This is a genomic window from Acidimicrobiales bacterium (assembly GCA_036378675.1).
GTDB lineage: Bacteria > Actinomycetota > Acidimicrobiia > Acidimicrobiales > Palsa-688 > DASUWA01.
This window is the reverse complement of the sequence record DASUWA010000032.1, coordinates 22278-47326: the sequence shown is the minus strand read 5'-3', so window position 1 is coordinate 47326 and position 25049 is coordinate 22278. Positions and strand designations below refer to the sequence as shown.

Here is a 25049-nt window from a genome sequence, read left to right as displayed (position 1 = left end):
ATAGGACGCCTAAGACAAACGGCCATTTCGCCCCAGGCGCCACCTGTGTCTGAACTACCGTCCCCCCGCACTGACGATTTTGAAGGGGCGAGAGAGGCTCGTCCCCCACCGTATGGGGGTCGCAAATGAGGTCGGTTCGTACCTATCGCCGGGGAATCCCTGCCTACTTGGCAGCTTTCGCGGCTGCATCGACCATCGTCGGTACGAGTCTTCTGGTGCAACCAACTTCCGCCGCTTTCGCGGACGGCGGCGTGCCGGCACCGACCATCACCGCCCCCGCTTCCAGCGCGACACCTACGGTCCCCGTGAGTGGAACCGCGTCCACCGGAGCATCCGTCGGCGTTCTCGACGGTGGAGTCCTGGTCGGCACAGCTACTGCCGACTCTGAGACCGGCAATTGGTCCACCGTCCTGAATCTGTTGCAGGGGAACCACTCGCTCACCGCTGAGCAGACCGTCTCGGGGCAAACGGGCCCTGCGTCTGCTCCCCCCGTGAACGTGAACGTGACCAGCAACCAGGTGGCGACGAACGGATCGTTCGAGCAGCCAGTGATCGGCCATGGTTTCCCTGGAGAAACCTTCAACGGGAACTGGTCGAACTTCTCGACGGGAATCCCGGACTGGGCAGCGACCAACGGATGCGGGATAGAGCTTCAAACGCAGGCAACCGTTGGTGTGACCCCATTCGACGGCAACCAGTACGCGGAGCTCAACTCCAACTGCGTGAGCGGCATCACCCAGACGGTCGCCACCGTTCCCGGGACGCAGTACATTTTCAAGTTCGCATATCAAGCCCGCCCGAACACCAGTCCGGCTGACAACACGATGGCAGTGCAGTGGAACGGATCGTATTTGGTGGGCAGCGCTCAGCCGGGAAGCGGACTTCAAGGCGGTACAGGTTGGACGGTTGCGCAGTATGCGGTTACTGCGACTGCGACAACAGCGGCCATCGAGTTCGACAGCACGGAAAACCCCAGCCTGGGTTTCCCGGACAACAGCTTGGGTGACTTCGTCGATGGCGTGTCGCTCACACCAGCCGCGGCCCAGGATTCCAACACTTCGTGGTTGACCGCCAAGTACCTCGGCACTCCGGGCCAGGTCGGCGCAAGCCAGTCCCTCAACTTCCAGGGGGAAGCCCTCTGGTACGACTTCTCAGTCACCCCCGGAGAGCAACTTCAGGTCTCACTCAGCAATGTTGCTGGCGATTACAACATCGCTGTCTTCTCGGATATCAGCCAGGCCTTCAATGCGCTCAACAATTCGACGCCTAACCTCGCCGCTTTAGGAGCGGAAGCGCCCGGCAGCGCCGCGTCGCCGTCGGCTTTCTCCCCTTCGGCGTTCAGCCCCTCGGCGTTCAGCCCGTCCGCGTTCAGCCCGAGCGCCTTCTCGCCGTCTGCCTTCTCACCTTCGGCATTCAGCCCGAGCGCATTCTCACCCAGCGCTTTCAGCCCGTCGGCGTTCAGCCCGTCGGCCTTCTCGGCCGCTTACTCAAGCGCGCAGCTCGACAGCCTGTTGGCCGTGTCGACAGCACCGGGAGCCGTGGATAAGTCCGTCACCGTCAATACCTGGAACAACACAGGCAACTTCTACGTCCGAATTACCGGAAACAATGGCGCCTTCGTGCCCTTCTCGCCCTACACACTTACCGTGACGAACTTGGGTGGGCCGTGTGGCGGCGGCTTGAGCAGCTTCTCTGGCGATCCAACCATTAGCGGCGCCGGCGGGCCGAGCTACTCGACAGTCATAATCGCTGATTCAACTCTCATGCCCAACGTTGGTCAGACGTACACCGGGGGGAACCCCTTGTACACGCCGTTGCAGCAACTGGCGCTGGCGACGGGCGGTGTCGTGGTCGACGTCGGCAAGAGTCAGATGGTCAACGACCTTCAGGCCCAGGCAGCAGCGAATCCAGGCTGCCCTTATGCGCCCGATCTCGAAGCGGCCGCGATACAGAACATCATCAACTCGTACCGAGTGACCCCCACCAACCTCAAGAACGTTGTCATCGTCGGTGACGACGACGTCATCCCGTTCTTCCGCTATCCGGACAACGCCGGGCTTGCGGGCGAATCCAACTACCAGCCTCCGCTGTTGTCGACGTCATCGCCAGAAGCTGCGCTGGTCAACAACTACTACGTCAGCGACGACCAGTATGGGGCTGCCAACCAGCTGACCATCCAAGGGGTAACCGTGCCTTTGTCGACGGCGGCGGTGGGCCGCTTGGTCCAGACCCCGGCCGACATCCTTGCCACGGTTAACAACTACCTCGGGGGCGCAAGGACGATTTCCCCTACCTCGTCACTGTCGGTCGGCTACGACTTCATGGGCCCGCCTGCCACACAGGTTGCGAGCGCATTTCAGTCGGGTATCGGCGGGACGAACAACTCGACCCTCATCAACAACGGTTGGACGGCGTCAAACCTGCAAAGCGCTCTGTTCGGCAGCCACCATGATCTCGCGTTCTTGGCGGCGCACTTCAGCGCCAACAACCTCCTCGCGGCCGATCAAGCCACGACGATGACCACGAACCAGTTCGCAACTCTCGTCGGCACGACGCTTCGCAACTCCCTTGTCCTCGGCGCGGGCTGCCACGCGGGATACAACATCGACCCCGCTGACGCCATCCCCGGCGTTACCGACCCCCTGGCCTGGCCACAGACGTTCGCCCAAGCGGGTTCAACCCTGATCGCCGGCTCGGGCTACCAGTACGGCGACACGAACTACGTGGCCTACAGCGACCAGCTGTACGTGGACATCGCGCAGCAGCTGGGCTACCAGCCGTCCAGCGGGCCAGGTCCGGTTCCTGTGGGCTTGGCCATGCTTGCCGCGAAGCAGAAATACCTGGCCGGCGTGGTCCACCTCGGCGGTATCGAGGAGAAGGCGCTCCTAGAGACCACCCTGTACGGGCTGCCGATGATCGGCGTGCAGGAACCGCATCAGGCACCGGCTCCCGGAGGCTCTGCGAGCGTCGCGACCGCTTCCCCCGTTGACCCGAATCCCCCGAATCCCCCGAATCCCGCCAACCTGTTGGGCCTGCAACAGGCCAATATCGACTTCTCTGGCTTCAGCCTTAGTCCGACCACAGTTACGCCGCCGGGCAGCAACACTTCGTTTACCTACGACTCGGGTGCCCAAGGTGTGACCGCGGCGCCTGGCGGACCCGTGCTCCCCGTCCAGACCTACAACGTCAACGTCACTAACGAGACCCTGAGGGGCGTGGGCTTCGTCAGCGGCAATTACACGGATACGACCGGCACCAATCCGTTGACAGGGGATCCCGCGACCGAAACCGGAAACCCGCAGGTGGTCCCCTTCGGATCCCCCGTGTTCTTCCCGCAGACCACATGGAACCCGAACTACTTCGGGACCCTCCTGAATGGCGGCGACACCGAGCTGGCCCTGACGCCCGTCCAGTACATGTCGGACTCAAATGGCGCCTCAACGGACACGATGCGTACCTTCAGCGATGAAGGCCTTCGCCTCTTCTACAGCAACAACACTCAGAAGTACGGAGCTAACACCCCCGCGCTTGCCGCGCCACCCACGGTCAGCAATGTGACCGGTTCGATTAGTGGCAATACTGTCACCTTCTCGGCCAACGTGACCGGTGATCTGTCAGCCGGCATCCAGGATGTCTGGGTGACGTATACGGGTCTTCCGGGAGATCCGAACCACGGCAAGTGGCAATCGCTCGACCTAACCCAGAACGCATCAGACTCGACGTTGTGGACCGCGCAGATGTCCTTCCCCAACCCGAGCGGCATCGTGTTCATGGTGCAAGCGGTGAACGGCGTGGGCGAGGTCAGCATGGACAACAACAACGGCTACTACTTCACTCCGGGCGTCACTGTAGGAGCGGTCGTACAGAACCTAACGCCCCACACGCTGGCGTTGAGCGGAGGCACAAGCGGCACCTTCCTGAGTTCGGCCACCGTGTCAGCGACTCTCTCGCCGGGCCTGACCAACGCCCCGATAACCTTCGACCTCGGCCCGTCTTCAGTGACGGCACCCACCAATTCGAGCGGCGTGGCTACCGCCACGATCCCGCTAATTGAGCCTCCCGGGACCTATACGCTTACAGCAAGCTTCGCCGGGGACGCCAGCGACCAGCCGGCAGCGGCTCATGAGAGCTTCCAGATCAGCAAAGCAGCTACAAGCCTCACGCTCTCACCGCCGACCGGCCAGATTTCCTTTGGTGTCAATAGTGGCGCCAAAGCCACGCTGACCTCAGGAGGCACTCCCCTCGCACAGAAGGCGGTGTACTTCGTCATTTCACAGTCCGGGACGCCGATCGGTGCCTCCGTAGGGATCACCAACAGCAAGGGTGTCGCTCAGGCAGGCATCATCAACTTTGTCCCAGGTACCGGCGCAGGCGGTTACAGCCTGACGGCATACTTCGGGTCGAGCACAACGCCGCTACCGGGTGGCACCTACAACGCCACAGACCCGGACTACCTGGCCTCGACATCGTCTGCAGCATCTGTAAACGTAACCGCATTCACGCAAGTGATTAGTGGCACGCGCTCCGGCAGCCTGACGATCAACAGCGGTCAATTAGTGCTTATAACCGGGCACGTCACTTCGTCAGTCACGGTCAACTCTGGCGGCGGCCTCGAGGTGTACGGCGGATCAATCTCTGGAGCAGTCAGCTCGAATGGCGCAGTTGTTTTCATACTCTGCAACGCCACTCTCGGTAGTTCCTTGTCCGTCAACGGCAGCACCGGGTTCGTATTCATCGGAGGAGGAATGGGAACGGGGTGCGCGCCGAGTTCTGTCGGAGGCACTACGACTCTCAGCAAGAACACCGACGGCGTGGAGATCGCCAACACCTCGGTGAACGGATCTCTGACCGTGAGCAACAATACGGGGCCGACCTCATCGAACAGTGGTCTCCCAGCCGAACCAGAGGTCGCGGGCGATTCGATCGCCGGCTCCCTGTCGTGCGACAAGAACCAGCCCGGTGTTACCAACGCGAACCAACCGAATACCGCGTCGAGCAAGTCGGGGCAGTGCGCCGCTCTCTAGTCAGCGCCTGTTCCGCCTAGCGGCGCCCCAGCTTCATCGACACCCGAACCAACCGGTCCAACCGTTCAGCCGCCGCCCCGCTGTCAAGCGAGGCTGCGGCCTGAGCCAAACCCTCTTCCAGATCACCGGCGATCCCGGCCACGACCAGACCAGCGGCTGCATTCAGCACGACGATGTCACGGTGGGGTCCCTCATCACCGGCGAGCACTGCGCGGGCGCACCCGGCGTTGGTGGCTGGGTCTCCTCCGACGAGCTGATCCAACATCGCCGGCGCAAGACCCAACCCCACGGGATTGACCACCTCCGGTTTGATCTCCGCCGCCGGGTCCAACCCATCCGAAGCACGCCACCGGTACATCGTCGACGGGCCGGTGGTCGACAGCTCGTCCAGACCGTCGGCGCCGTGGACCACCATCACTTCTGCCGCGCCGCCGGCGGCAAGCACTCGAGCCATCTTCTGTGCCATCGCCGGGTCGCCCACACCGACGACCTGCCTGCGAACCCGAGCCGGGTTGGCCAACGGCCCCAGGAAGTTGAACGCAGTCGGGACTCCGAGCTCGCGCCGCACCGGGGTCGCGTGCCTCATCGCGGGATGGAAACGGGGCGCGAAGCAGAATGCGATACCCGCCTCTTCGATACAACGGGCGACCCCTTCTGGCCCAAGATCGATCACCACCCCGAGTGCCTCGAGAAGGTCAGCCGAGCCCGCCTTGGACGAGGCCGCCCGCCCGCCGTGCTTGCAAACCGGCACGCCGGCGCCGGCGACAACCAGCGCGGCGATGGTTGAGATGTTGATCGTCCCGCTCCGGTCGCCGCCGGTCCCGCAGGTATCGACCAACCGGTCTGCCAGCTCCGGTGCGACGACCACCCGCTCGGACGCTGCGAGCATGGCGGACACCAGACCGGTCATCTCCTCGACGGTCTCGCCCTTGCAGCGCAACCCGAAAACAAACGCGGCCACCTGCGCCGGCGTCGCATTCCCCTCGAGCACCTCACCGAGGGCGACCGCCGCCTCGAGGCTGGTGAGATCCGAACCGGTGGCGATCCTACCCAGGACGCCTGGCCAGCCGCCCAGATCGTCGATGGTCAGGCCGGCTCCCGGACGCTCCGTGTCGCTCAACCGGTGCGCCGTCTCTCGGCTCAGGCAGTGCGACGCCGCCGGCGAAGGATCCGCCGCCGCTCGCGCTCGGTCGCCCCGCCCCACACGCCGTCCTTCTCCCGGACCGCCAGAGCCCATTCCAGACACGCTCGCTGCACCGGGCACGAGGCGCAGATCGCCTTGGCGTCCTCGGCGTCCTCATCCGACACCGGGTAGAAGATGTCCGGATCCACGCCACGGCACGCTGCCTTCTGCCGCCACGCAAGCGCCCTGTTGTCCTTCAAGTCACTCATCAGCGATCCCGTCGTGCCGGTCTTTCCGGGGTCAACCGGTCGGAAACCGTAGTTTGGCCGAACGGTCTGTGGGTGTCTAGCCCGTTATTTCCCCGACAAGTCCTCTAGCAAGCTCATCTTGGTGTCCTCGGAAAGGAGGGTCTCCTCCCTGTATTCGGGATGATCGATACCAAGCTTGACCGGTTCATCACGAAAACGCGCCACCTGCGCCGGACCTAGAGAGAACGCCACGTAGTGCACCGAGGCGGTCGTTTCTTCCCTGGTCAGCTGCGCTGCGTGGGATGTATCGACCCTGGCCGGGACGATCTCGGCGCCAGAACCTTCGCCGATCACCAACCGGGGAGCTTGCTCGATCCCGGTCAAACGAGGCAGCCAGTACTCGAGCTCCTCCTTGGAGGTGAGCTCGATGAACATGGTCGCCGAAAGCTCGCCGACGCCGGGAATCAGCGGGTTGTAGGTGTTGAGCTCTTCCTGGATTGCCTCGTCGCTATAAAGCTTCTCGGCTCGCGCCATCTCCTGGATCTGAAACCGGATCGTGTCGCGGTTCTCGAAAACGAACGTCACGATGGCGCCCACCGGCACTCGTCTGACCTTCTTCAGCTGGATGATGCGGTCGCGAAACTCGGCGCGCTCTCGCTCGTAGGCGCGGGCGTCGGCGATATCGCCGAGGGTCAGCGGGGTGCTAGCCGGCGACATCCGTCACGCCTCCTCGTCGGCGGTGATTCCGTAGGCCCGCGCGATGAACTGCAGGGGGTGGAGCGCGTTTCGCCCCGTCTCCTGCGCTATCGCGCCGTTGGCTAGATGGCAATCCCCCACCACAGCATCGGGTTCCGCCCGCTCTATGGCCTCGCGGAGAGGCTGCGCCACCTTTCGGGCCAGTTCGTAGTTCTCGCTGCGCAAGCCCCAAGTCCCGTCGATCCCGGAACACTTCTGCACAAGGATCACCTGGGTCCCGGTGAGCTTGATCAGGTCTCGGCTGCGAAGGCCGATGTTCTGCGCCTGAAGATGGCACGGGGCGTGGTAGGCCGTTTTCTCGGGCACCTCGCCCTTGAACTCCGTGTCGATGCTCGTCTCTTCAGCCTTGTGCAGTCGCCAGACGAACTCGGCAGCGTCGTAGGTGTGCTCGGCAACGAGGCGCGCTTCGTCGGTGCCGAGGTACTCGGGATAGTCACGCTTCAACACGTACCCGCAGGTGGGTTGCGGCACAACCACATCCCGACCCTGACGAACCACGTCGGCGAGAGCGGCAACATTGCGAGCCGCTTGCTTTCGGAAAGGCTCGAACTCCCCGCTGTGCAACCAGGGGGCGCCGCAGCAACCGACGCCTTCGGCGAGCTGACAATTGACCCCGTTGTGCTCGTACACCGCGACAAGATCCTTGCCCACGTCCGGGTTCTGGTATTCGACCATGCACGTAGGAAAAATGGCGACCTTCGCCTGCTCGGACCTGCCCAACAGTTCACCGCTCCGCGCGACACGCTTCTTGAACCACGTCGAGAAGCGGACCCGCGCGTAAGGGGGAAGCAAGCGCTCGGAGGCGATGCCGATGGTCTTGTCCATCATCTTGCGGACAAGTGACCCCGGCTTGCCGGTCATGGCATTGACGACCGGAGCGCTCGCGGTGCCGACCCTGCCGAGCAGGTCGGTCCGGCCGAGCGCCTGTGTGGCCAGCTTCCCGCGAAGCGTGCCACCGGTCTTGTTCTTGACCGCTTCGGCACGCAACATCAGCCTCGGGAAATCGAGCTGCCACTCGTGCGGAGGAATGTAGGGGCACTTGATATAACAGAGCTTGCACTGGTAGCACTCGTCGACGACCTGGTCCTGCTCCTGCGATGTCAGAGCAGCGACGTCGCCGTCCTTGGCATCGATCAGGTTGAACATGGTCGGGAACGACGGGCACAGCGACAGGCACAGCCGGCACCCGTGGCAAAGGTCGTAGACGCGGGTCAGCTCACCGCGGAGGTCCGCCTCGTCGAAATATGCCGGATGGTCAGGGTCGTATGTGGTCGTCAACGGCTACTCCAGAGAGGATCCAAGGCGGAAGCGCAGGCATCGGAGGTAGGTTCCGCCGTTTGGGCGTGAATTTCGACAGGGTTCGGTCCGAACCCACACCCAAACGCAGATTCCACGCCCAATCCACGGATCGGGCCGGTGTTTTCGACGGCGAGCGGGGGCGGAACCGCCACCAGCGACGGTTCGCGCACCCGCTCGAAGTTCGGACGAAGAAAACGCCTAGCTGACGCCGGCGAGCCCGTTGCTGAACCGGCCTGCGTGGCTCTTCTCGGCCTTGGCGAGGGTCTCGAACCACTCGGCAATCTGGTCGAAGCCCTCCTCGCGGGCGGTCTTGGCGAAGCCCGGGTACATCTCGGTGTACTCGTAGGTCTCGCCCTCGATGGCGGACTTCAGGTTGTCCTCGGTGGCCCCGACCGCGACGCCGGTGACCGGGTCGCCGACCTCGGCGAGGAAGTCGAAGTGCCCGAACGCGTGGCCGGTCTCGCCCTCGGCGACGGAGCGGAAAAGCGCGGCGACGTCGGGATAACCCTCGACGTCCGCCTTCTGAGCGAAGTACAGGTACCGGCGGTTTGCCTGGCTCTCGCCGGCAAACGCTTCCTTCAGGTTGTTGTGTGTCTTGCTGTCCTTGAGGGCAGGCATCAGCTGATTTTCTCCTTTGTTTTGTTGCTCGAGATCTTGGTTTGGCTGCTTGGGCTACCCGGGCTATCCGGACCCGGGGCCTCCGGTGCCGGCTGCAGAGGCCTCGAGGGCCTGGCAGTCGGCGCACAGCCCCCGGAGTACGACCTGGGCGCTGCCGACGGCGAAGCCTTGACGTGCCGACGCCGGCACCTCCACCGTGGTGTAGTCGGCGTAGAGGTCGCGAACCTTCCCGCAGCGGTTGCAGACGAGGTGGTGGTGCACGTCGACGTTGGGGTCGAATCGGCTGGAGCCGGTCCCGAGATCCAGCTGATGGATCTCGCCCATATCGGCGAGGTCGTTGAGAGTCTGGTAAACGGTCTTCAGCGACATCGTCGGCATCCGGGTCCTTGCCTCCGCGTACACGGACTCCGCGGTCGGATGGGTTTCCGCGCCCCACAGGACGTCGAAGATGCACTCCCGTTGCGGGGTCACCTTCAGGCCCCGCTCCCGGAAGAGCTCAACCATCTCCGCCGGCGACCTCATACGACAAATATTAGTAGATAACAATCATTGTTGGCAGAACCTGGGCCAAGTTCTCACGAAGAACTCACCTCCGCGAGGTCGGTGACCTTGGCCTTGGTCAGCCGCTGTAGGACCGGCGGAGTTATCCGGAACACCGACCGTGGAGTGCCGGCGGCGGCCCAGACCTCGTCGTGGTCAAGAAGCGTCTCGTCCATGTAGACCGCCAAGGGCTGCGAGTGGCCGATCGGCGCGACCCCACCGATCGCGAATCCGGTGCGATCCCGCACGTACTTTCCGCTGGCCTGCTCGACCGGCTCCCCTACCAGCGCCGCCAGCTTCTCCTCGTCGACGCGTATCGATCCAGATGCGAGGACCAGCACTGGTTCGTCGCGCTCGACGGCACGAAATACCAGGGACTTCACGATCTGGGCCACCTCGCAACCGATAGCCGCGGCTGCCTCGGGGGCGGATCGGGTGCTTTCCGGCATCTCCATGACGTCCCCCGCCATACCCAGCTGACGCAGTTCTTCCGCAACCCGGGCGGCGCCGCCCACCAGTTCGGCCACTCTTGATTTGTAGTTGATCCGCAACCACGCCGCGAAAGAACCGGGCTAGCTAGGGTGGAGCGCCGTGCCGCCCCCCTTCGACCGTCGGTTGTCGCTTGAGCGAATCGCCGGCGAGGAATTCGACGTGCTCGTGATCGGCGGCGGAATCACCGGTTGCGGTGTGGCGCTCGACGCCGCCAGCCGAGGACTTCGAACTGCGCTGGTCGAGGCCCGGGATCTCGCTTCGGGAACGTCGTCGAAGTCATCGAAGATGGTCCACGGAGGACTCCGCTATCTGCAGCAGCACGACTACCGCCTGGTGTACGAAGCCCTGCACGAGCGCCAGCGCCTCCTGGAGAACGCTCCCCATCTGGTGCATCCGTTGCCCTTCCTGATTCCTCTCTTCGGCAAGGACGGTGTCATCGCCAGTTCCGTGGCTAAGGCTTACTCCGTAGCCCTGTGGACCTACGACCTGACCGGCGGGTTACGTATCGGGCACCGTCACCGCAGGATCGCTTCGGACGAAACCTTGAGGCACATCCCGATGCTGCGGACGGACCGCCTGGTCGCGTCCTTCCTGTACTGGGATGCCCAGGCCGACGACGCACGGCTCACCCTTGCCGTGGCCCGAACGGCCGCCGCACACGGAGCGGCGATCGCCAACTACTCCCCCGTCGCCGAGCTGATCGAGGAAGGCGGGCGCGTGCGGGGTGCCCTACTCGCAGACGGAACCCGGATCCGCGCCGGAGTCGTGATCAACGCCGGCGGCGTATGGTCCGAGCAGATCGCTTCCCTCGGGGGGCATAGCGCCGGCAGCCCGGTCAAGATCCGTCCCGCTAAGGGGATCCATGTCGCGGTCCCAGCCGAGAAGCTGCCGTGCGACTTCGCATCGGTACTTACGGTTCCCGGTGACCGGCGATCGGTCTTCGTCGTTCCCTGGGCGGCTAACGAGATCGGCCCATCGAGCGAAAATCGATCCGGCCCGGCGCGCTACACCTACATCGGCACGACCGACACGGACTACGACGGGCCGCTGGACGATCCCCAGTGCACCCTCGATGACGTCGAGTACGTATTGCGCGCGGTGAACGCCTGGACGACCGCCGGCATAACGCCCGACGACGTCACCGGAAGCTGGGCCGGTCTGCGGCCGCTCATCAGCGACGCCAAGAGCGCGCGGACCGCCGACCTCTCCCGCAGGCACAGCGTGACTACCTCCGCAAACGGTCTCATCACGGTCACGGGCGGGAAGCTCACCACTTACCGCTTGATGGCCGCCGACACGGTCGACGCGGCTGCGAAGGTTCTGAGCCCGCACCGTCGAATCGGGGCCAGCCGCACGAGACGTCTTCGCCTAGTGGGAACGCCGAGCGGGCGAGCCTGCAACGGTCTTCTGGAAAACCGGTATGGGACCGAAGTGAGCGATGTCCTCGCGCTATCCCGTGATGAGTCCGTGTTCGCGGAGCCCATCTCGGAGAATCTTCCATACATCGGGGCGGAAGCGGTATACGCGGCCCGGCACGAGATGGCCCAAACCCTCGACGACATCCTCTCGAGACGAACCCGGGCACGGATCCTGAACCGGGACGCGGCAGCCGAGGTGGCGCCCGCCGTCGCGAAGCTCGTGGCGAAGGAACTCGGTTGGGACGAGGCCGAGCAGGCCAGGCAGGTTCAGGCGTTCCGAGCTGCGGTCGAAACGGAGCGGCAGGCGATGAGCGCCGAGCCCGAAGAGCGCGCAGCCGCCAACCTGTGACCCGACCACCGCTTCCTGCCGAGCTCGGGCCCGACGCGGCAGCGACGCCTCCGAGGTTCGGCAAACCGGCCGAACTCGACGGAAAGTTCCTGGACCGGCTCGCCGGCGAGTGCGCCAAAATCGATGACGGCGCCGCAGCCAGAGTTATCGCGGGCCGCGATTGGTGGCCGCTGTCGGTGCAATGGGCGGTCGAGGGCGTCAACCCGACCCTTCCCGCGGTGGTTGCGACACCCGGCGATGCCGCACAAGTCGCTGCAGTCCTGAAGCTCTGCAACGAAGCCAGAGTTCCGGTCGTGCCTTTCGCGGGCCGCAGCGGAGTCTGCGGCGGGAGCTTGCCCGTCTTCGGTGGGGTGGCGCTCGACCTGACCGGACTCGCGGGCATCGTCGAAGTCGACGACACTTCCCTCCTCGTGAGAGTCCAGGCCGGAACCTGGGGAGACGAGTTCGAGGCGACGCTTCGTTCGAAGTACGAGAAGACCGCAGGTCATTGGCCGCAGTCGATCGCGCTGTCAACCGTCGGTGGCTGGGTGGCGTGCCGCGGCGCCGGCCAGTACTCCACCCGCTACGGGAAAATCGAGGACATGGTCGCCGGCCTGGAAGTGGTACTCGCCGACGGGTCCGTACTTCACACCGGAGGGAAGGCGCCCCGCGCCGCGACTGGACCGGATCTCACCCAGCTGTTCGTAGGAAGCGAAGGCACCCTCGGTGTTATCACCGAGGTGCTCCTCAGGGTTCACCCCGTCCCGCCGGCGGAGCGGCGAGCGGCCTACGGTTTTCCAACCTTCAACGATGGGCTCGAAGCGTGCCGAACGATCCTCCGTCGCGGAGCCACACCGGCGGTGCTCCGGCTCTACGACCCCACCGAGACGCAGCGAAACTTCGAGATCGACGGCACGGCTGTGCTGATCGTGGTCGACGAAGGCGACCCTGGTCTCATCGACTCGGTCATGAAGGTCGTGAACGAGGAATGCCTCACCGCCGGCGCCAGCACCCTCGACGACGTGATCGCCGAGCGGTGGCTGGACCACCGCAACAACCTTCCGCCTCTCGAGTCGCTCGCCCGCGCGGGCGTCGTCGCAGACACGATCGAGATATCTGCCAAGTGGGCCGCACTGCCCGGCATCTACAACGACGCGATCGCGAGAGTCACCGCGATCGAAGCCACCCTCGCGGTGTCCGCTCATCAGTCGCACGCGTACACCGACGGGGCGTGCCTTTACTTCACCTTCGCCGGGAGGCCGGCGACGGCCGTGATCGAGGAGAAGGAGCGTTACTACCGGGCGGCGTTCGACGCGGTCACCGGGGCGACCGAGGACAACGGGGGTGCGATCTCCCACCATCACGGGATCGGTCTCAACCGAGCCCTGTACCTCGAACATCACTTGGGCGCCGGATTCGGGCTCCTCACCAAGCTCAAGGAATCTCTCGATCCCAACGGAATCCTGAACCCAGGCAAGCTCGGTCTCTCCTCGCCGTTCGGTGATGGCCCGCTGCTATGACGCAACTCGAAAGGGTGACCAGCAACCGATGAGCATCCTGGTGGTGGACGTCGGAACCAGCAGTGTCCGTGCCGCAATCGTCAGACCCGACGCAACCGTCGAACAAGTCCGGCGCCGGTCCCTTCCGCCATCGGTTCCCATGCCGGGACTGGTCGAGTTCGACCCTGCCGCGATGGCGACAGCAGTCCTTGAAACTGCGCGCGAGGCGCTCGCTGCCGGCGGCCCGGTCGAGGCGGTCGGCATAACCGCGCAGCGAGCCTCCGCGATCGCGTGGGATTCGAACACAGGTCAACCTCTCGGGCCGGGACTCGGCTGGCAGGATCTGCGCACGGTCGGAACCTGCCTCGAGCTTCAGGCCGAAGGAATCCGCTTCTCCCCCAGCGAGTCGGCGACGAAGTTCGCGTGGCTCCTCGACCAACTCGCCCCCGAACAACGAGAAAACGCGAAGCTCGGCACCGTCGACTCGTGGATCGCGTGGACACTGAGCGGCGGCCGTCTGCACATAACCGATCCGAGCAACGCAGGGGTCACTGGTCTCTACAGCACCGACGGGAGTGGCTGGCACAAGGCGCTGACCGAACGTCTCGGCATCTCTCTTTCGGCCCTGCCGCAAGTCGTCGACTCGACCGGCAACCTAGGGACCGCCGGCGAGCTGGCCGGCGAGTTGCCGATCTGCTCCCTCATCGGAGATCAGCAAGGATCGCTTGCCGGCCAGGGATGCACCAAGGCCGGGCTTGCCAAAGTGACCTTCGGCACCGGAGCGATGCTCGATGTCTGCACCGGGGATGCGCGACCGAGTTTCGCCACGCGCGGTCGAGGTGGATGTTTTCCCATCATCGCTTGGACCCGGAAAGGCAAACCGACCTGGGGAGTCGAAGCGATCATGCTCGCTGCAGGGACAGCAGTCGACTGGATGGTCGAGGACCTTGGCATCCTCTCCAGCGCCGCAGATTCTGAGACGGTCGCCGCGCAATGCGACGACACGGGCGGCGTCGTGGCTGTCCCTGCTCTTCTCGGCTATGGGACGCCTCAATGGGACTTCGGCGCGCGCGGCGCCGTGTTCGGCCTCACCCGAGGATCGGGAAAACCCGAGCTGGTACGGGCAGTGCTCGAAGGCATCGCTCACTCCGGAGCGGACCTTCTCGAAGCCGCCGAACGCGACGCCGAGCTGAACGTCGAGCACCTGAGGGTTGACGGAGGCATGAGCGCCAACGTCGTCTTCGTGCAGGCACTCGCCGACGCGTGCGACCGTCCGATGGAGATCTCCCGGGAGCTCGAAGCGACCACCCTCGGCGCCGGACTGCTAGCCGGCCTGACAACCGGCGCGTGGAGCGGCTTCGACGACATCGCGGCAACATGGAAGCCCCGCGCCGTGATCGAACCGAGCGGACGGCCCTCAAACCGGGACCGCTGGCGCGCGGCAACGGAGAAAGCCGCTCGCTGGTACCCGGAGCTCAGCGAACTCGGCTTCTAAACCGGGAGCTCCTGCTGAACATCGAGCACCGGGGCGTGAAGATCCCCGAGACGGTCGACTCTCTCCACGACCTGCTCGGGCTCGAAGCGCAGCATCGATGCGTCCTTCGACGACAAGGCGTTATCCAGCTCGTCCCACGTGACCGGTGTTGAGACGCTCGGACGCTCCAACGCCCGCACGGAGTACACCGCGACTGTCGTTTTGGATGCGGTGTTCTGGCTCCAATCGATGAACACTTTCTTTTTCCTTCGGGACTTCTCCATCACGCTCACGATGAGGTCCGGATGCTCCCGCTCCAGCAGCTGCGCAACCGCCTGGGCAAAGGGTTTCACCCGGTCGTAGTCGGCGCCGCTGTTGAGGGGTGCGTAGACCTGGATTCCCTTGCTGCCTGATGTTTTCGGCCAGGCCTGCAGCCCGAGCCGGTGAAGGGCGTCGCGAAGGATGACCGCAACCTCCGCGCACGTGATCACGTCGGCCGGGGCGCCCGGATCGAGATCGAACACGACAGCGGTGGGCACCTCCAGGTCGGGGGCTTGGGCCAGACTCGGATGGACCTCGATCGAAGCGAGGTTGGCCACCCACACGAGCGCGGCCGGCTCGTCGATGAGGCAGTAGTTGACGTCCCCCATGAGCACCGACTCCACCCAGGGAGGCTTGTGCGACGGGCAGTTCTTCTCGAAAAAAGACGTCGCGTTGACGCCGTTCGGCCACCTTCGAAGCGTTATCGGTCGCCGGGTCAAGTGGGGAACCATCACCGGCGCGATCCGGGAGTAATAATCGATCAACTGACCCTTGGTAAAACCGGTTTCGGGCCATAGCACTTTGTCGAGATTGGAGAGGCTGAGGCTCCGCTGCCCTATACGAACTTCTACACGCTGTGGCTGCGGCACCGGATCAGGCGGACCTCTTCTTCGCCCGGGCGAGGCTTTCCTCCAACGCCGCCATCAGATCGACGACCGGTGCAGCCGGTTCGGGCGCCTCCGGAGCCACGACCTCCTCACCCTCGGCCTTGGCGTCGATCATCGCGAGAACCTTCTCCCTGTAATCGTCGTGGTACTTCTCGGGCTCGAACGGCGCCGACAACGACTCGACCAACTGCTCCGCCATCTTCAGCTCCCGCTCGCTCGGTTGAGTGTCCGCAGTCTTCGGCACTTCGAGCTCCCCAGTGTCGACGACCTCGTCGGCGTACAACATGGTGGAAAGAACCAGAACGCCGTCCTTGGCGCGGATGGTGGCGAGGTACTGCTTGGTGCGCAACACGAACCGGCCCATGGCGACCTTTCCGGTCCGGGCCATCGTCTCCGCGAGCAGGGCGAACGGCTTCTCTGCTCGCCCGTCAGGAACGAGGTAGTAGCTGTGCTCGAAGAAGAGCGGATCGATGTCGGAGAGATCGACGAACTCCTCGATGTCGATCGTTCTCGTCGCCGCCGGGTCGAGGCCGGACAGCTCCTCCTGGGTCACCGTCACGTACCGGCCCCCGCCGATGTCGTAACCCTTGACGATGTGGTCGTAGGCGACCTCCTCACCGTCGATCGAGCACACTCGCTTCTGGTTGATGCGGCCGCCGTCCTCGTCGTGCAGTTGGTGGAACCGGACGTCTTTCGGAGATGTCGCGGTGACAAGCTTGACCGGTACGTTGACCAGCCCAAAGCTGACCGAACCGCTCCAGATGGCCCTAGGCATGACAACATTCTTCCCTGATGTCAGACGCTCTGCATATCCTCACGCCGGAAGGCGGGCATTTCCTCACGCCGGAAGGCGGGCATCCTGACGCCGGAAGGCGGGCATTTCCTTGAGCCGCAAGGCGGGCATTTCCTTGAGCCGCAAGGCGGGCATCCTGACCCCTCCGTGAGCGCGGCCGGCGCCCGGATCGCAGAACTGCTCAGCGGTGCGGTTGCCAGCGGCCTTCGGGACCCGTCCGGCTCCGATCTGGTGTTCGAGGAGCGGATCGCGCTGTCGCCCCTCGGTCGTGGGTCCGCCCCGATGGACGTGTGGGCGGTGGACGGAGGTCAGGCGCTGATCGCCGACGCCCGGTGCCTGCAGGTGTACGCGGCCAGAGCGGCCCGCGTCCGCTGGACTGGCGGCAGCTCGGTCCTCGAGGACGAAGGAACCCTGCAAGCGTTCCTCTTCGGTTTGGGCGAGGAAAGGCGATCTTTGTCGGCGTTGGGGGCTCCGGTCTCGCCCGACTCTCCTGTCGACGTGAACCTGGTGAGGGACTGGAAGGAATGGTCGATGGTCGCCCGTTGCGTGGAAGAGGCGGACCCGGGCGGAATGGTCCTCGTGGACGGCGACCTTCAACCGGATTGGCGGATTCCCTCGTCGTGGCTGGCGTCGTTGTTGGCCCGGGCGGCGGAGCGCGAGGTGTTGGTCGCCGGCGTCACCAAGCACACCTCACTTTCGTGGAACGGCGCTCCGCTTCTCGGCCAGCTGGAGCGGATCGCGGACGAGTCACTGGGACAGCGTCAGTGCTGGTGGGTCCCGGTGGCGCGGACGCGTCCGGATGTGGGCGCCGGCATCCAGGTTGTCGTGGCGAGGATGGATCCTGACGCCCGCTTCTCGTTCAGGGTCGACTTGCCTGCGGATTGCGATCCCGCGCCGGCGTTGTCTTCTTTGTCGGCCCTCTGCGACGACGCTGCCTTCCCCGGATACCCGTACCCGCTCAGCGTCGCCGACCGGCTCGCCGCATGCGGCTCACACGTACGCGAAGAGGTGTGGAACCAGATCGAGGAGGAGCTCGACCGTCTGGGCGTGCCTCTCGACGTCCGGGAAAGGGCCTTCGCCGACCGTCACCGGCTGATGGAGCGGGCCTAGCGGGCCTGGCGGGCCTAGCGGGCCTATCGCGCCCAGCGCGCCCAGCGGTCCTGCTCTGGTGCGGGCGGTGTGGGGCCTCGTGAGCTGCGAAATCTGGTACATCCGGTTTCTCCGGTACATACGCGACCTAAACCTCGTCGTTTGTCCCACAGAAACCGGATGCACCACAAAAACTCGGCACCCCCGACGAGACAAGCGGTCACACAGGAGCGTCGCACCGGGCTGACAGACTGGCCCCGTGACGGACCTGACCGTGGCCGACCAGACACGACCGGACCTGCTCGCCGGCGCGCGCCACATCCGCGGCCGCCTCTACGGGCGCAGCGTGCTCGAGGGGGTGTTCAGGGCAGCGCCGGACGAGGACCTGTTCATCGGCGAGCTGCTCGTCGCGGTGGACGAGGCGACCGACCGGCGTTACCTGTTCCGGGTTGTCGACGTCACCTACGGAAGCGAGCACCGCGAGCCCGGATGGGCGGAGCGCGTCGCCGGGACGCTGCTTGCCGATGACGAGCGCGGTGAATCGGGCCTCCACCCGTTGCACGAGCAGGGCCGGCGAACCTACCGGGTGGCGGAGTGCCGCTGCCTCGGATATCTGGCCCCACCTGAACCGGGATCGGGCGGGGTGCGGACGGCGTTTCGAAAGCCGAAGAGCCTGCCCTCGCAATTCGCAGCTGTCGTCGCGCCGCAGGCGGAGGACTTCGCGTTCCTGGCGGGAAGGATGGGCGACCTTCCGATCGGACGGCTGCGCAGCGGCGAGGCCGTCGTCGACTTCACCGTCGGGATCCCGGGAGAGTCGCTCGCCACCCACGTGGGGATCTTCGCGACCACCGGCATGGGCAAGTCCAACCTGATGCAGGTCTTGGCCGCCGGGGTGATGCGGGCGAACGGGCGCTACTCGCTGCTGCTCGTGGATCCTCACGGCGAGTACCGAAACGCGCTGGCCAGGCATCCGTGGGCCGGCGAGATGCTGCGGGTCTACGCCAACCGCTCGCTACCGGGTTCTTCGGCCTTGCGCATAAGCCTCGGCGAGCTGACCGTGGACGACCTGAGAACGGCTTACGAGTGGAGCCGTCCCCAAGAGGAGGCACTTTACGAACTCGAACGGCACTATGGCGTCGATGGTCTCTCTTGGCTTGCCGACTTCGCGGCCATCGAGGACCTCGCCGGTTTCAGGGACGTGGAGATCTCGTCGAGGGTCGCGCTGAACACCTTGCAGGTGGTCCACCGGCGCGCCCGCCGGATAGTGGACCTTCGGTGCATCGCGACGGACAGCGGGTTGTCAGCGGGTCAACGGATCATCGACGAGCTGCTCGCCGGGCGGGTGGTTCTTGTCGACGTGAGCGGCTTGGGTTCGACGGAGGAAGTGCTGGTTGCATCGTTCCTCGCGAGGCGTGTGCTCGAGACCTGGCAGGGCGCGTACCTCGACGACCCGGATCGACACCTACGGATGCCGGTCGTGTCTATCGCGCTCGAAGAGGCTCAACGAGTGCTAGGGGCGAGCAAAGACAGGGAGTCGAATGTTTTCCCGCGAGTCGCACGCGAGGGAAGGAAGTTCAACGTCGGGCTGTGCGCGGTCACGCAGCAGCCGAAGCTGCTCGAGGACGAATTGCTCAGCCAGTTCAACACCTTCTTCATTCTCGGTCTCGCCGACGAGAAGGACCGCAACATGCTTCGCTCGTCGTCGAAGCAGGACATCGGCGCGCAGAGCGCCGAGATACAGACGCTTATGCCCGGCGAGTGCCTGCTCGTCAACCTGCACGCACCGTTCGCAGTCCCCGCGCTCATCGATCTCTACAGCGATCTGGTCAAGCGGACCCCGGCGCCTCCCGCAGCCAGGCCGCCCGCTGCCGCCAACACGGCAGCGCTGGTCGATTAGGAGTCGAATAGGAACAGCCTCGCTGCCGCGCTAAGTGGACTCGAAATCCCCGGCGCCGGCGCGCAACTCACCAAGCAGGCCGACGAGCTCGTCAAGCTGAGCCGCAGTCAGCCCCGGCAGGTCGAACACCTCACGATTGACCGCATCGGTCGCCTTGAGGGCGACGCGCCTGCCCTCCTCGGTGATCTCCGCAAGGGTGGTGCGTTTGTCGGTTGCGTGCGGGACCCGGCGGATAAGGCCCTGCCTCTCGAGGCGGTCGACCGCGTTGGTCACGCTGGTCGGGTGGACCTGTAGCCGGGCGCCGACCTTGTTCAACGGGAGGGCTCCCGTCCGGCTGAACGACAGAAGCATCAGGACCTCGTACCTCGCGAAAGTCAGTTCGAGAGGACGTAGGACCGCGTCGATCCGTGCAAGGAAGATCTGCTGCGCGCGGAAGACGGAAGTCACCGCCGCCATCCCACCGGCCGCCTCCGCCCAGCCGTGGGCCTCCCACTGACGCCGCGCCTCGGCGATCGGATCGAATCGCAAAGGTCGGGGGCGGGCCATGCCGGGCGAACCTACCCGTCGATCTCCACCCGCCACCCTGCGGGTTGCATCCACAGCCGCCGGCGCGGGCCGGGCCTTCCGATGTCGCCGTCCTCGTAGCCCGCATCCCCCTGCCAAAGGGTCGCCGCGAGCGACCCGTCCGATTCGAACCCGAGGTGTGTTGCGAACCGCTCTGGCGTCCGGGACGCCGCTTCTGACAGCGCCGACTTCACGTCGTCCTGGCGGCCCACCCACCACAGCGTCGTATAGGTGGGCGGCGCCAGCTCCACCTCGCCGGCATCCCTCGCTGCCATCGCCGCCGATGGGGACATCCACTGATGGTCGTGGATCTCTCCCTGGTCCACCACCACCTCGCCGTCGGCTTCAGCGAGGAAGAACCAGGTGGCAAACCTCCTTGGGGCTGCGGGCGGGGGAATCCAAAACGACAGGGTCACCAGCTCCCGGTGGGAGAGGTCCAATCCCGCCTCCTCCCAGGCTTCGCGCACCGCGGCCCGCCTTGCAGCAGAGATCTCGGCGCTCTCGTCGTGTCCGGTCACGCCTCCCGGCTCCAGCGCCATGTCGCCTGGATCGACCTGCCCACCGGGGAACACCCACATCCCCCCGAACGCACCTCGCGAGTTCCGGCGGAGAAGCAGAACCTCGATTCCGCCCGGGCCGTCGCGAAGCGGGACAACCGTCGCCGCGGGTGTGGGCTCAGTCACGGACCCAATTCTGCCGGGCAGACGCGGAAGCGGGCCGGAAATGCTCCAACACATCCCCGGCCAACGACTGGACGTCCCCCCGCCTGAGCCGCCGGCGACCGCGCTCGAGCCGTCGGGTGAGGTCGCCGGCGAGAATGATGCGAGCTCCTCCCCGCCTTACGCCCTGCCGCGAGAAACGGGGGGCACCCGCAGGCGAATCGCAGTGGATGGCAATCACCGGCCTCGCTTTCACGCCGAGCCGTTCGCCAACTATCTCCGCCTGCCACCTGACCGCGTCGGTTTCCAGCCGGCGCTCCCCGAAACGCACGGAGAGCACTCCTATGCGAACCGGGGCCCGGGTCGTCTTGCTGTCGATCACCCAAACCCCGGTCGGCCCGATAGCGAGATGATCGATGTTGGCTTTGCTGCCCGGGACGGCCAGGTCGTGAAAAATCTCCCACCGCTTGGGCGGAAGCTCCTCGAGAACCGACGCGGTGGCGACCTCGCCGCCGGCGCCGCGAAGCCACCGTTTCGTATCGGAATCACCCCGCCACAGGAGAACCCCGACCAATAAAAGAGCCAGCGAGCCCTCGATCACGAGACGCCTCTCGCCAGCGGCCATCCGGTAAACCAGCCAACCGGCCGCCACGACTCCGGCGGCAAGGGTGACCCTCAGCCCGTCCTTTCGGCGCCGGCGACCGCGTGCGTGCTGGTAGCCCTCCCGAGCCGATTCTCCAGCGATACCCCGCGACCCCACCCCACCAGGATAGGGTCGAAACAACATGCTTGTGATTCGTCACACCCCTCTGGTTTCCTGGAGTCGATGAGGATCGCTGCGATCGGAGACGCCCACCTCGGCCGCTCCTATCTCCCGCTCACCACCGAGGGTGGGGTCAACCAGCGTGAGTACGACTTCGAGCGGTCCTTCGAGGCAGCGGTGGAGCTCGCTCTGGCCCAGTCGCCCGACCTGGTCGTGTGGCTCGGTGACATCTTCGACCATCCCCGGCCGACCTATCGCTCCTACCGGGTTGCCCAGCGCGGCCTCTCCCGAGTCCGGGACCACGGGATCAAGGCCGTCGTCATCAGCGGGAATCACGACACGCCGCGGCTTCCCGGGACAGGCAGTCCCTACTCCGCGCTTGCCGACACCTTCCCTGAGATGCACTTCGCCCACCGGTTGGCGTACGAGAAGTTCGACTTTCCCGGCCTGGTCGTCCACGCAGTGCCGCAGATGATGACGGTGGACGCGGCGCTGGAAGCCCTCGACGAGGCCGCTCGCAGGCGCGAGCCCGGGAAGACCAATCTGCTTATCACTCACCCGCGGATCACCCAGCTCCAACCGAGGCACGCCGACATCAACGAAATCGAGGTGGACGCCGGGAGGCTGCAGTCCGACTTGGTGCTGCTGGGCCACTACCACACCTTCGCCAAGGTCGATACAGGTCTCTGGTATGCCGGCTCGACCGACACCTTCACCTTCGCCGACGACCCCGACAAAGCGAAGGGCGTGGTGGTTCTCGATACCGACACCGGCGACTGCACGCACCTCCCGCTGAGCGGTTGCCGCCCCCTGGTAACGGTGGAGACGGTCTTCGCTCTCGGCTTGTCGCCGGCGGAGGTGCAGGACCGCGTGATGACCCGGGCCGCCCAGGTGCCGGCGGGGGCGGTCGCCCGCCTTTATATCGACGGCGTCGATCCCGAGGTGTACCGCATGCTCGACATGCACGCGATCCGCGAAGCTGCGTCGGCGGCTCTGCACCTCAAGCTCGAGCCCCAGTTCGTAGCCACCACGATGCACGCGGAGCTTCCGAAGGTCACCACGCTTGGAGCGCAATGGGACGGCTACATCGGCGGGCAGGACCTGACCGGGCTGGACAGGGACCGGATCCGGTCGCTCGGGCACGACTATCTGGACCAGGCCATACTCGCCGCCGGCGGAGGTGCGTGAGGCCCGGATGCTCCTCACCAGGATCTACCTGCGCAACTACCGGGTCTACGAGGACGAGCTCGAACTGGAGATCCCTCCGGGGCTGGTCGGGATTTACGGGCCCAACGGTTCGGGCAAGTCGACGCTCCTGGAAGCCGTCCTCTTCGCCTTGTGGGGCAAGGCTCGCACCACCAAGGAGCAGATCCGCTCGACAGGCGTGGGCGGAGATTGCCTTGCCGAGGTGGAGTTCGAGCACGAGGGGCACCTCTACCTGGTCCGGCGGGTGCTGCGCGGGATCAACTCCACCGTTTCGGTGGAAGTCCAATGCGATGGTCTGGTCATGTCCACCGGGACGCGCGACGCCGAGCGTTACGTCGAATCGGTGCTCGGCATGGACGACTCCGCGTTCCGGGCATCGGTGTTTGCGGAGCAGAAGCAGCTCGCCGCCTTCTCCAACCAGTCGCCCGCGGATCGTCGCCGACTTGTTCTTCAGCTGCTCGGGGTAACTCCCCTCGACGCGGCGAGGGACGCGGCCCGGCGCGACGCCCGCGAGCTGAACGATCGCCACGAACAGGTTCGCAGAACGCTTCCCGATCTAGCGGTCCGCCAGGTCGAGGCCGAGGACGCCGAGGCCAAAGCCCAGGCTTCAGAGGTGCTGGCCGAGCAGGAGCGGGCTGCGGCAGCCGCAGCAGAGGAACGACTCGCCGCGGCCGAAGCCGCCTTGGCCGTGCTGGACCGATCCCGCCAGGTCCACGAGTCTCTCGTTCAGGAGGGCAAAGCCGCTCGCGGCGAGCTCGACTTGCTGAAGGACCGCGTAGCCGCCGAACGCGCCGAGCTCGCCGAGCTCGAAGCTGCCGCCGGCGACCTCGTCCGTCTAGAAGCAGAGTCCTCCGGTCTCGAGGAGTCCGAAACGGAGCTCGACGCGATGCGCGAGGCCGCTGCCGCGGCCGAACGCCTGGCCAAGGCGCCGCTGCCGACCGAGGTGCCGCCCGTCGATGAAGCCGCCATCGAGGCTGCTCGAGCCGAGGCGGGAGAAGCTCGCGACGCATCTGCACGGCTTACCGCCCTCGTCGACGCGGCAGTCGCTGACGCGGATGGGGCGAACGAGCTGTTCCGGCGATCCGAGAGCCTGTCCGGAGAAGCGGACTGCCCAGTATGCGGCCAGGCCCTCGGTACCGCGTTCGAGAAGGTCCAGGCGCACCGCGCAGAGGAACTGCAGCAGGCCGAGCAGCGAAAGGCCGAGCTGACCGAGCAGAAGGCCCAAGCCCTGCGCCTGGCACGCGAGGCCGAGGGTCGGTTGGCCACGCTCGTCAAGCAGGCCGACGCCCGGCGCGCCGAGCGCGCGGCGTGGGAGCAGGCCGCCAACCGCCACGCCGAGGCAAGCGCGGCTCTTGCCGGCGCCTGGGTCAAAGTCCTGGATGCTTCGCCGCCCGCGAGGCAACGCCCGGCGCTCCCCCCGCTGGCAGGGCAGCTCGCCGGCGAGGTGGCCGAGCTCCGGCGAGCCGTCGAGCGGATCCGCTCGGCCATGGCGGCGGCGGACCGGGTGCGCGGGCGGCTGGAACGCCGCCCGGTGCTGGAGCAATCGCTGGCCGACGACGTGCAAAAAGTCGGGGCCGCCGAAGAGAGGGTCGAACAGCTCCGGGTCCGAGTACGCGAACTGAATTTCGACCGGTCCGCTCTGCAGGCCGCGGAAACCGCGCGGGATTCCGCGGCGAGCGCGGCCAGGGCCTCGGCGGATGCGGCAAGGGAGGCCGCTCTTGGCGCGGCCACGCAGAGGGAGCGCGCGTCTGCGGCGGCTCAGCGGCTGGCCGATGCCCAGGAGCAGCACGCCAAGCTGGCCGGCGTCGAATCGGAGGCCCGGCACGTAAGCAGGGTCGCCGATCTCCTGTCCGAGTTCCGCAACACGGTCGTCGCGTCGGTGGGACCGCGGCTGTCGCTGCACGCGGCGCAGCTCTTTTCGGAGCTGACCGATCACGAGTATGACGAGCTCCTCGTCGACCCCGAGACCTACCAGCTACAGATAAGCGACGGGGGCCGGGTGTTCGGCCTCGAGAGATTCTCCGGGTCTGAAGTGGACCTCGCCAACCTTGCTCTTCGGGTCGCCATCAGCGAGCACATTCACTTCCAGTCCGGCGGATCGGTGGGCCTGCTCGTGCTCGACGAAGTGTTCGGACCCCTCGACGAGGACCGCAAGGCACGCATGCTCCTCGCGCTCGAACGCCTGAGGGGGCGCTTCCGCCAGGTGCTGGTGGTGACCCACGACTCGGAGATCAAGGAGCAGCTCCCCGGGGCGATCGAGGTGGTCAAGCTCACCGGCAGGCGCGCCGCCGCTTGTGTCGTCGGGGGCTGGGGCGACTGAAGCCGCTGAT

General features: G+C 65.7%; 20 protein-coding genes. 8 read left to right on the top strand and 12 right to left on the bottom strand.

Features of this window, described 5'->3' with window-relative positions; translation table 11 throughout:
* The first annotated feature begins 125 nt into the window (after positions 1-125).
* Positions 126-5024 (top strand): hypothetical protein, encoded by a 4899-nt coding sequence (locus tag VFZ97_11565; GenBank protein HEX6394072.1) that lies wholly within the window; start codon positions 126-128, stop codon positions 5022-5024.
* A gap of 16 nt (positions 5025-5040) precedes the next feature.
* Here the strand turns inward: VFZ97_11565 and trpD are convergent, their stop codons facing one another.
* From trpD to VFZ97_11530, 7 genes are all read right to left on the bottom strand, one after another.
* Positions 5041-6144: an anthranilate phosphoribosyltransferase gene (trpD, locus tag VFZ97_11560; protein HEX6394071.1), complete on the bottom strand. Its 1104-nt coding sequence runs from the start codon at positions 6142-6144 to the stop codon at positions 5041-5043.
* Positions 6145-6164: 20 nt separating this feature from the next.
* Complete coding sequence (locus VFZ97_11555) at positions 6165-6416, bottom strand: WhiB family transcriptional regulator (protein ID HEX6394070.1); 252 nt, start codon at positions 6414-6416, stop codon at positions 6165-6167.
* Positions 6417-6500: 84 nt separating this feature from the next.
* Positions 6501-7112: a DUF3501 family protein gene (locus VFZ97_11550; protein HEX6394069.1), complete on the bottom strand. Its 612-nt coding sequence runs from the start codon at positions 7110-7112 to the stop codon at positions 6501-6503.
* A gap of 3 nt (positions 7113-7115) precedes the next feature.
* Positions 7116-8429 carry a heterodisulfide reductase-related iron-sulfur binding cluster gene (locus VFZ97_11545; protein HEX6394068.1) on the bottom strand — a complete coding sequence of 438 codons (1314 nt, stop codon included), beginning with the start codon at positions 8427-8429 and terminating at the stop codon, positions 7116-7118.
* 219 nt (positions 8430-8648) lie between these two features.
* Positions 8649-9068: a rubrerythrin family protein gene (locus tag VFZ97_11540; GenBank protein HEX6394067.1), complete on the bottom strand. Its 420-nt coding sequence runs from the start codon at positions 9066-9068 to the stop codon at positions 8649-8651.
* A 63-nt stretch (positions 9069-9131) separates the two neighbouring features.
* A complete protein-coding gene (locus VFZ97_11535; protein HEX6394066.1) occupies positions 9132-9590 on the bottom strand; it encodes a Fur family transcriptional regulator in 459 nt (152 codons plus the stop codon).
* A gap of 53 nt (positions 9591-9643) precedes the next feature.
* Positions 9644-10135 (bottom strand): YbaK/EbsC family protein, encoded by a 492-nt coding sequence (locus tag VFZ97_11530; protein HEX6394065.1) that lies wholly within the window; start codon positions 10133-10135, stop codon positions 9644-9646.
* 64 nt (positions 10136-10199) lie between these two features.
* Between VFZ97_11530 and VFZ97_11525 the strand changes: the two genes are divergently transcribed.
* Genes VFZ97_11525 through VFZ97_11515 form a run of 3 tightly spaced genes read left to right on the top strand, consistent with a single transcriptional unit; the run spans position 10200 to position 14840 of the window.
* Positions 10200-11867 carry a glycerol-3-phosphate dehydrogenase/oxidase gene (locus VFZ97_11525; GenBank protein HEX6394064.1) on the top strand — a complete coding sequence of 556 codons (1668 nt, stop codon included), beginning with the start codon at positions 10200-10202 and terminating at the stop codon, positions 11865-11867.
* Positions 11864-13366 carry an FAD-binding oxidoreductase gene (locus tag VFZ97_11520; protein HEX6394063.1) on the top strand — a complete coding sequence of 501 codons (1503 nt, stop codon included), beginning with the start codon at positions 11864-11866 and terminating at the stop codon, positions 13364-13366. The genes VFZ97_11525 and VFZ97_11520 overlap by 4 nt, the downstream gene beginning before the upstream one ends.
* Positions 13367-13394: 28 nt before the next feature.
* The gene (locus VFZ97_11515) at positions 13395-14840 is read left to right on the top strand and encodes an FGGY family carbohydrate kinase (GenBank protein HEX6394062.1); all 1446 of its coding nucleotides are present in this window, start codon (positions 13395-13397) and stop codon (positions 14838-14840) included.
* Here VFZ97_11515 and ligD read toward each other — a convergent pair.
* A complete protein-coding gene (ligD, locus tag VFZ97_11510) occupies positions 14837-15730 on the bottom strand; it encodes a non-homologous end-joining DNA ligase (GenBank protein HEX6394061.1) in 894 nt (297 codons plus the stop codon). The two genes, VFZ97_11515 and ligD, sit on opposite strands and share 4 nt — an antisense overlap.
* 4 nt (positions 15731-15734) lie before the next feature.
* Positions 15735-16523: a Ku protein gene (locus VFZ97_11505; GenBank protein ID HEX6394060.1), complete on the bottom strand. Its 789-nt coding sequence runs from the start codon at positions 16521-16523 to the stop codon at positions 15735-15737.
* Positions 16524-16688: 165 nt separating this feature from the next.
* Between VFZ97_11505 and VFZ97_11500 the strand changes: the two genes are divergently transcribed.
* Both VFZ97_11500 and VFZ97_11495 read left to right on the top strand, forming a co-directional pair.
* A complete protein-coding gene (locus VFZ97_11500) occupies positions 16689-17651 on the top strand; it encodes a DNA double-strand break repair nuclease NurA (GenBank protein HEX6394059.1) in 963 nt (320 codons plus the stop codon).
* 238 nt (positions 17652-17889) lie between these two features.
* Positions 17890-19527, top strand: a complete 1638-nt coding sequence (locus tag VFZ97_11495) for an ATP-binding protein (GenBank protein ID HEX6394058.1) — start codon at positions 17890-17892, stop codon at positions 19525-19527.
* A gap of 30 nt (positions 19528-19557) precedes the next feature.
* On the opposite strand, the gene VFZ97_11490 is transcribed toward VFZ97_11495, so the two are convergent.
* From VFZ97_11490 to VFZ97_11480, 3 genes are read right to left on the bottom strand one after another with little or no spacing between them, the layout of a single operon-like run.
* Positions 19558-20073: a MarR family transcriptional regulator gene (locus tag VFZ97_11490; GenBank protein ID HEX6394057.1), complete on the bottom strand. Its 516-nt coding sequence runs from the start codon at positions 20071-20073 to the stop codon at positions 19558-19560.
* Positions 20074-20084: 11 nt separating this feature from the next.
* Positions 20085-20774 carry an NUDIX hydrolase gene (locus VFZ97_11485; GenBank protein ID HEX6394056.1) on the bottom strand — a complete coding sequence of 230 codons (690 nt, stop codon included), beginning with the start codon at positions 20772-20774 and terminating at the stop codon, positions 20085-20087.
* Positions 20767-21510, bottom strand: coding sequence for a nuclease-related domain-containing protein (locus VFZ97_11480; GenBank protein HEX6394055.1), 744 nt, complete (start codon positions 21508-21510; stop codon positions 20767-20769). The genes VFZ97_11485 and VFZ97_11480 overlap by 8 nt, the downstream gene beginning before the upstream one ends.
* A gap of 66 nt (positions 21511-21576) precedes the next feature.
* Between VFZ97_11480 and VFZ97_11475 the strand changes: the two genes are divergently transcribed.
* Together VFZ97_11475 and VFZ97_11470 are read left to right on the top strand one after the other, a co-directional pair.
* On the top strand, positions 21577-22701 hold the full coding sequence (locus VFZ97_11475; GenBank protein ID HEX6394054.1) for a metallophosphoesterase: 1125 nt from the start codon (positions 21577-21579) through the stop codon (positions 22699-22701).
* Between the two features lie 7 nt (positions 22702-22708).
* Positions 22709-25039, top strand: coding sequence for an SMC family ATPase (locus VFZ97_11470; GenBank protein ID HEX6394053.1), 2331 nt, complete (start codon positions 22709-22711; stop codon positions 25037-25039).
* Positions 25040-25049 lie beyond the last annotated feature (10 nt).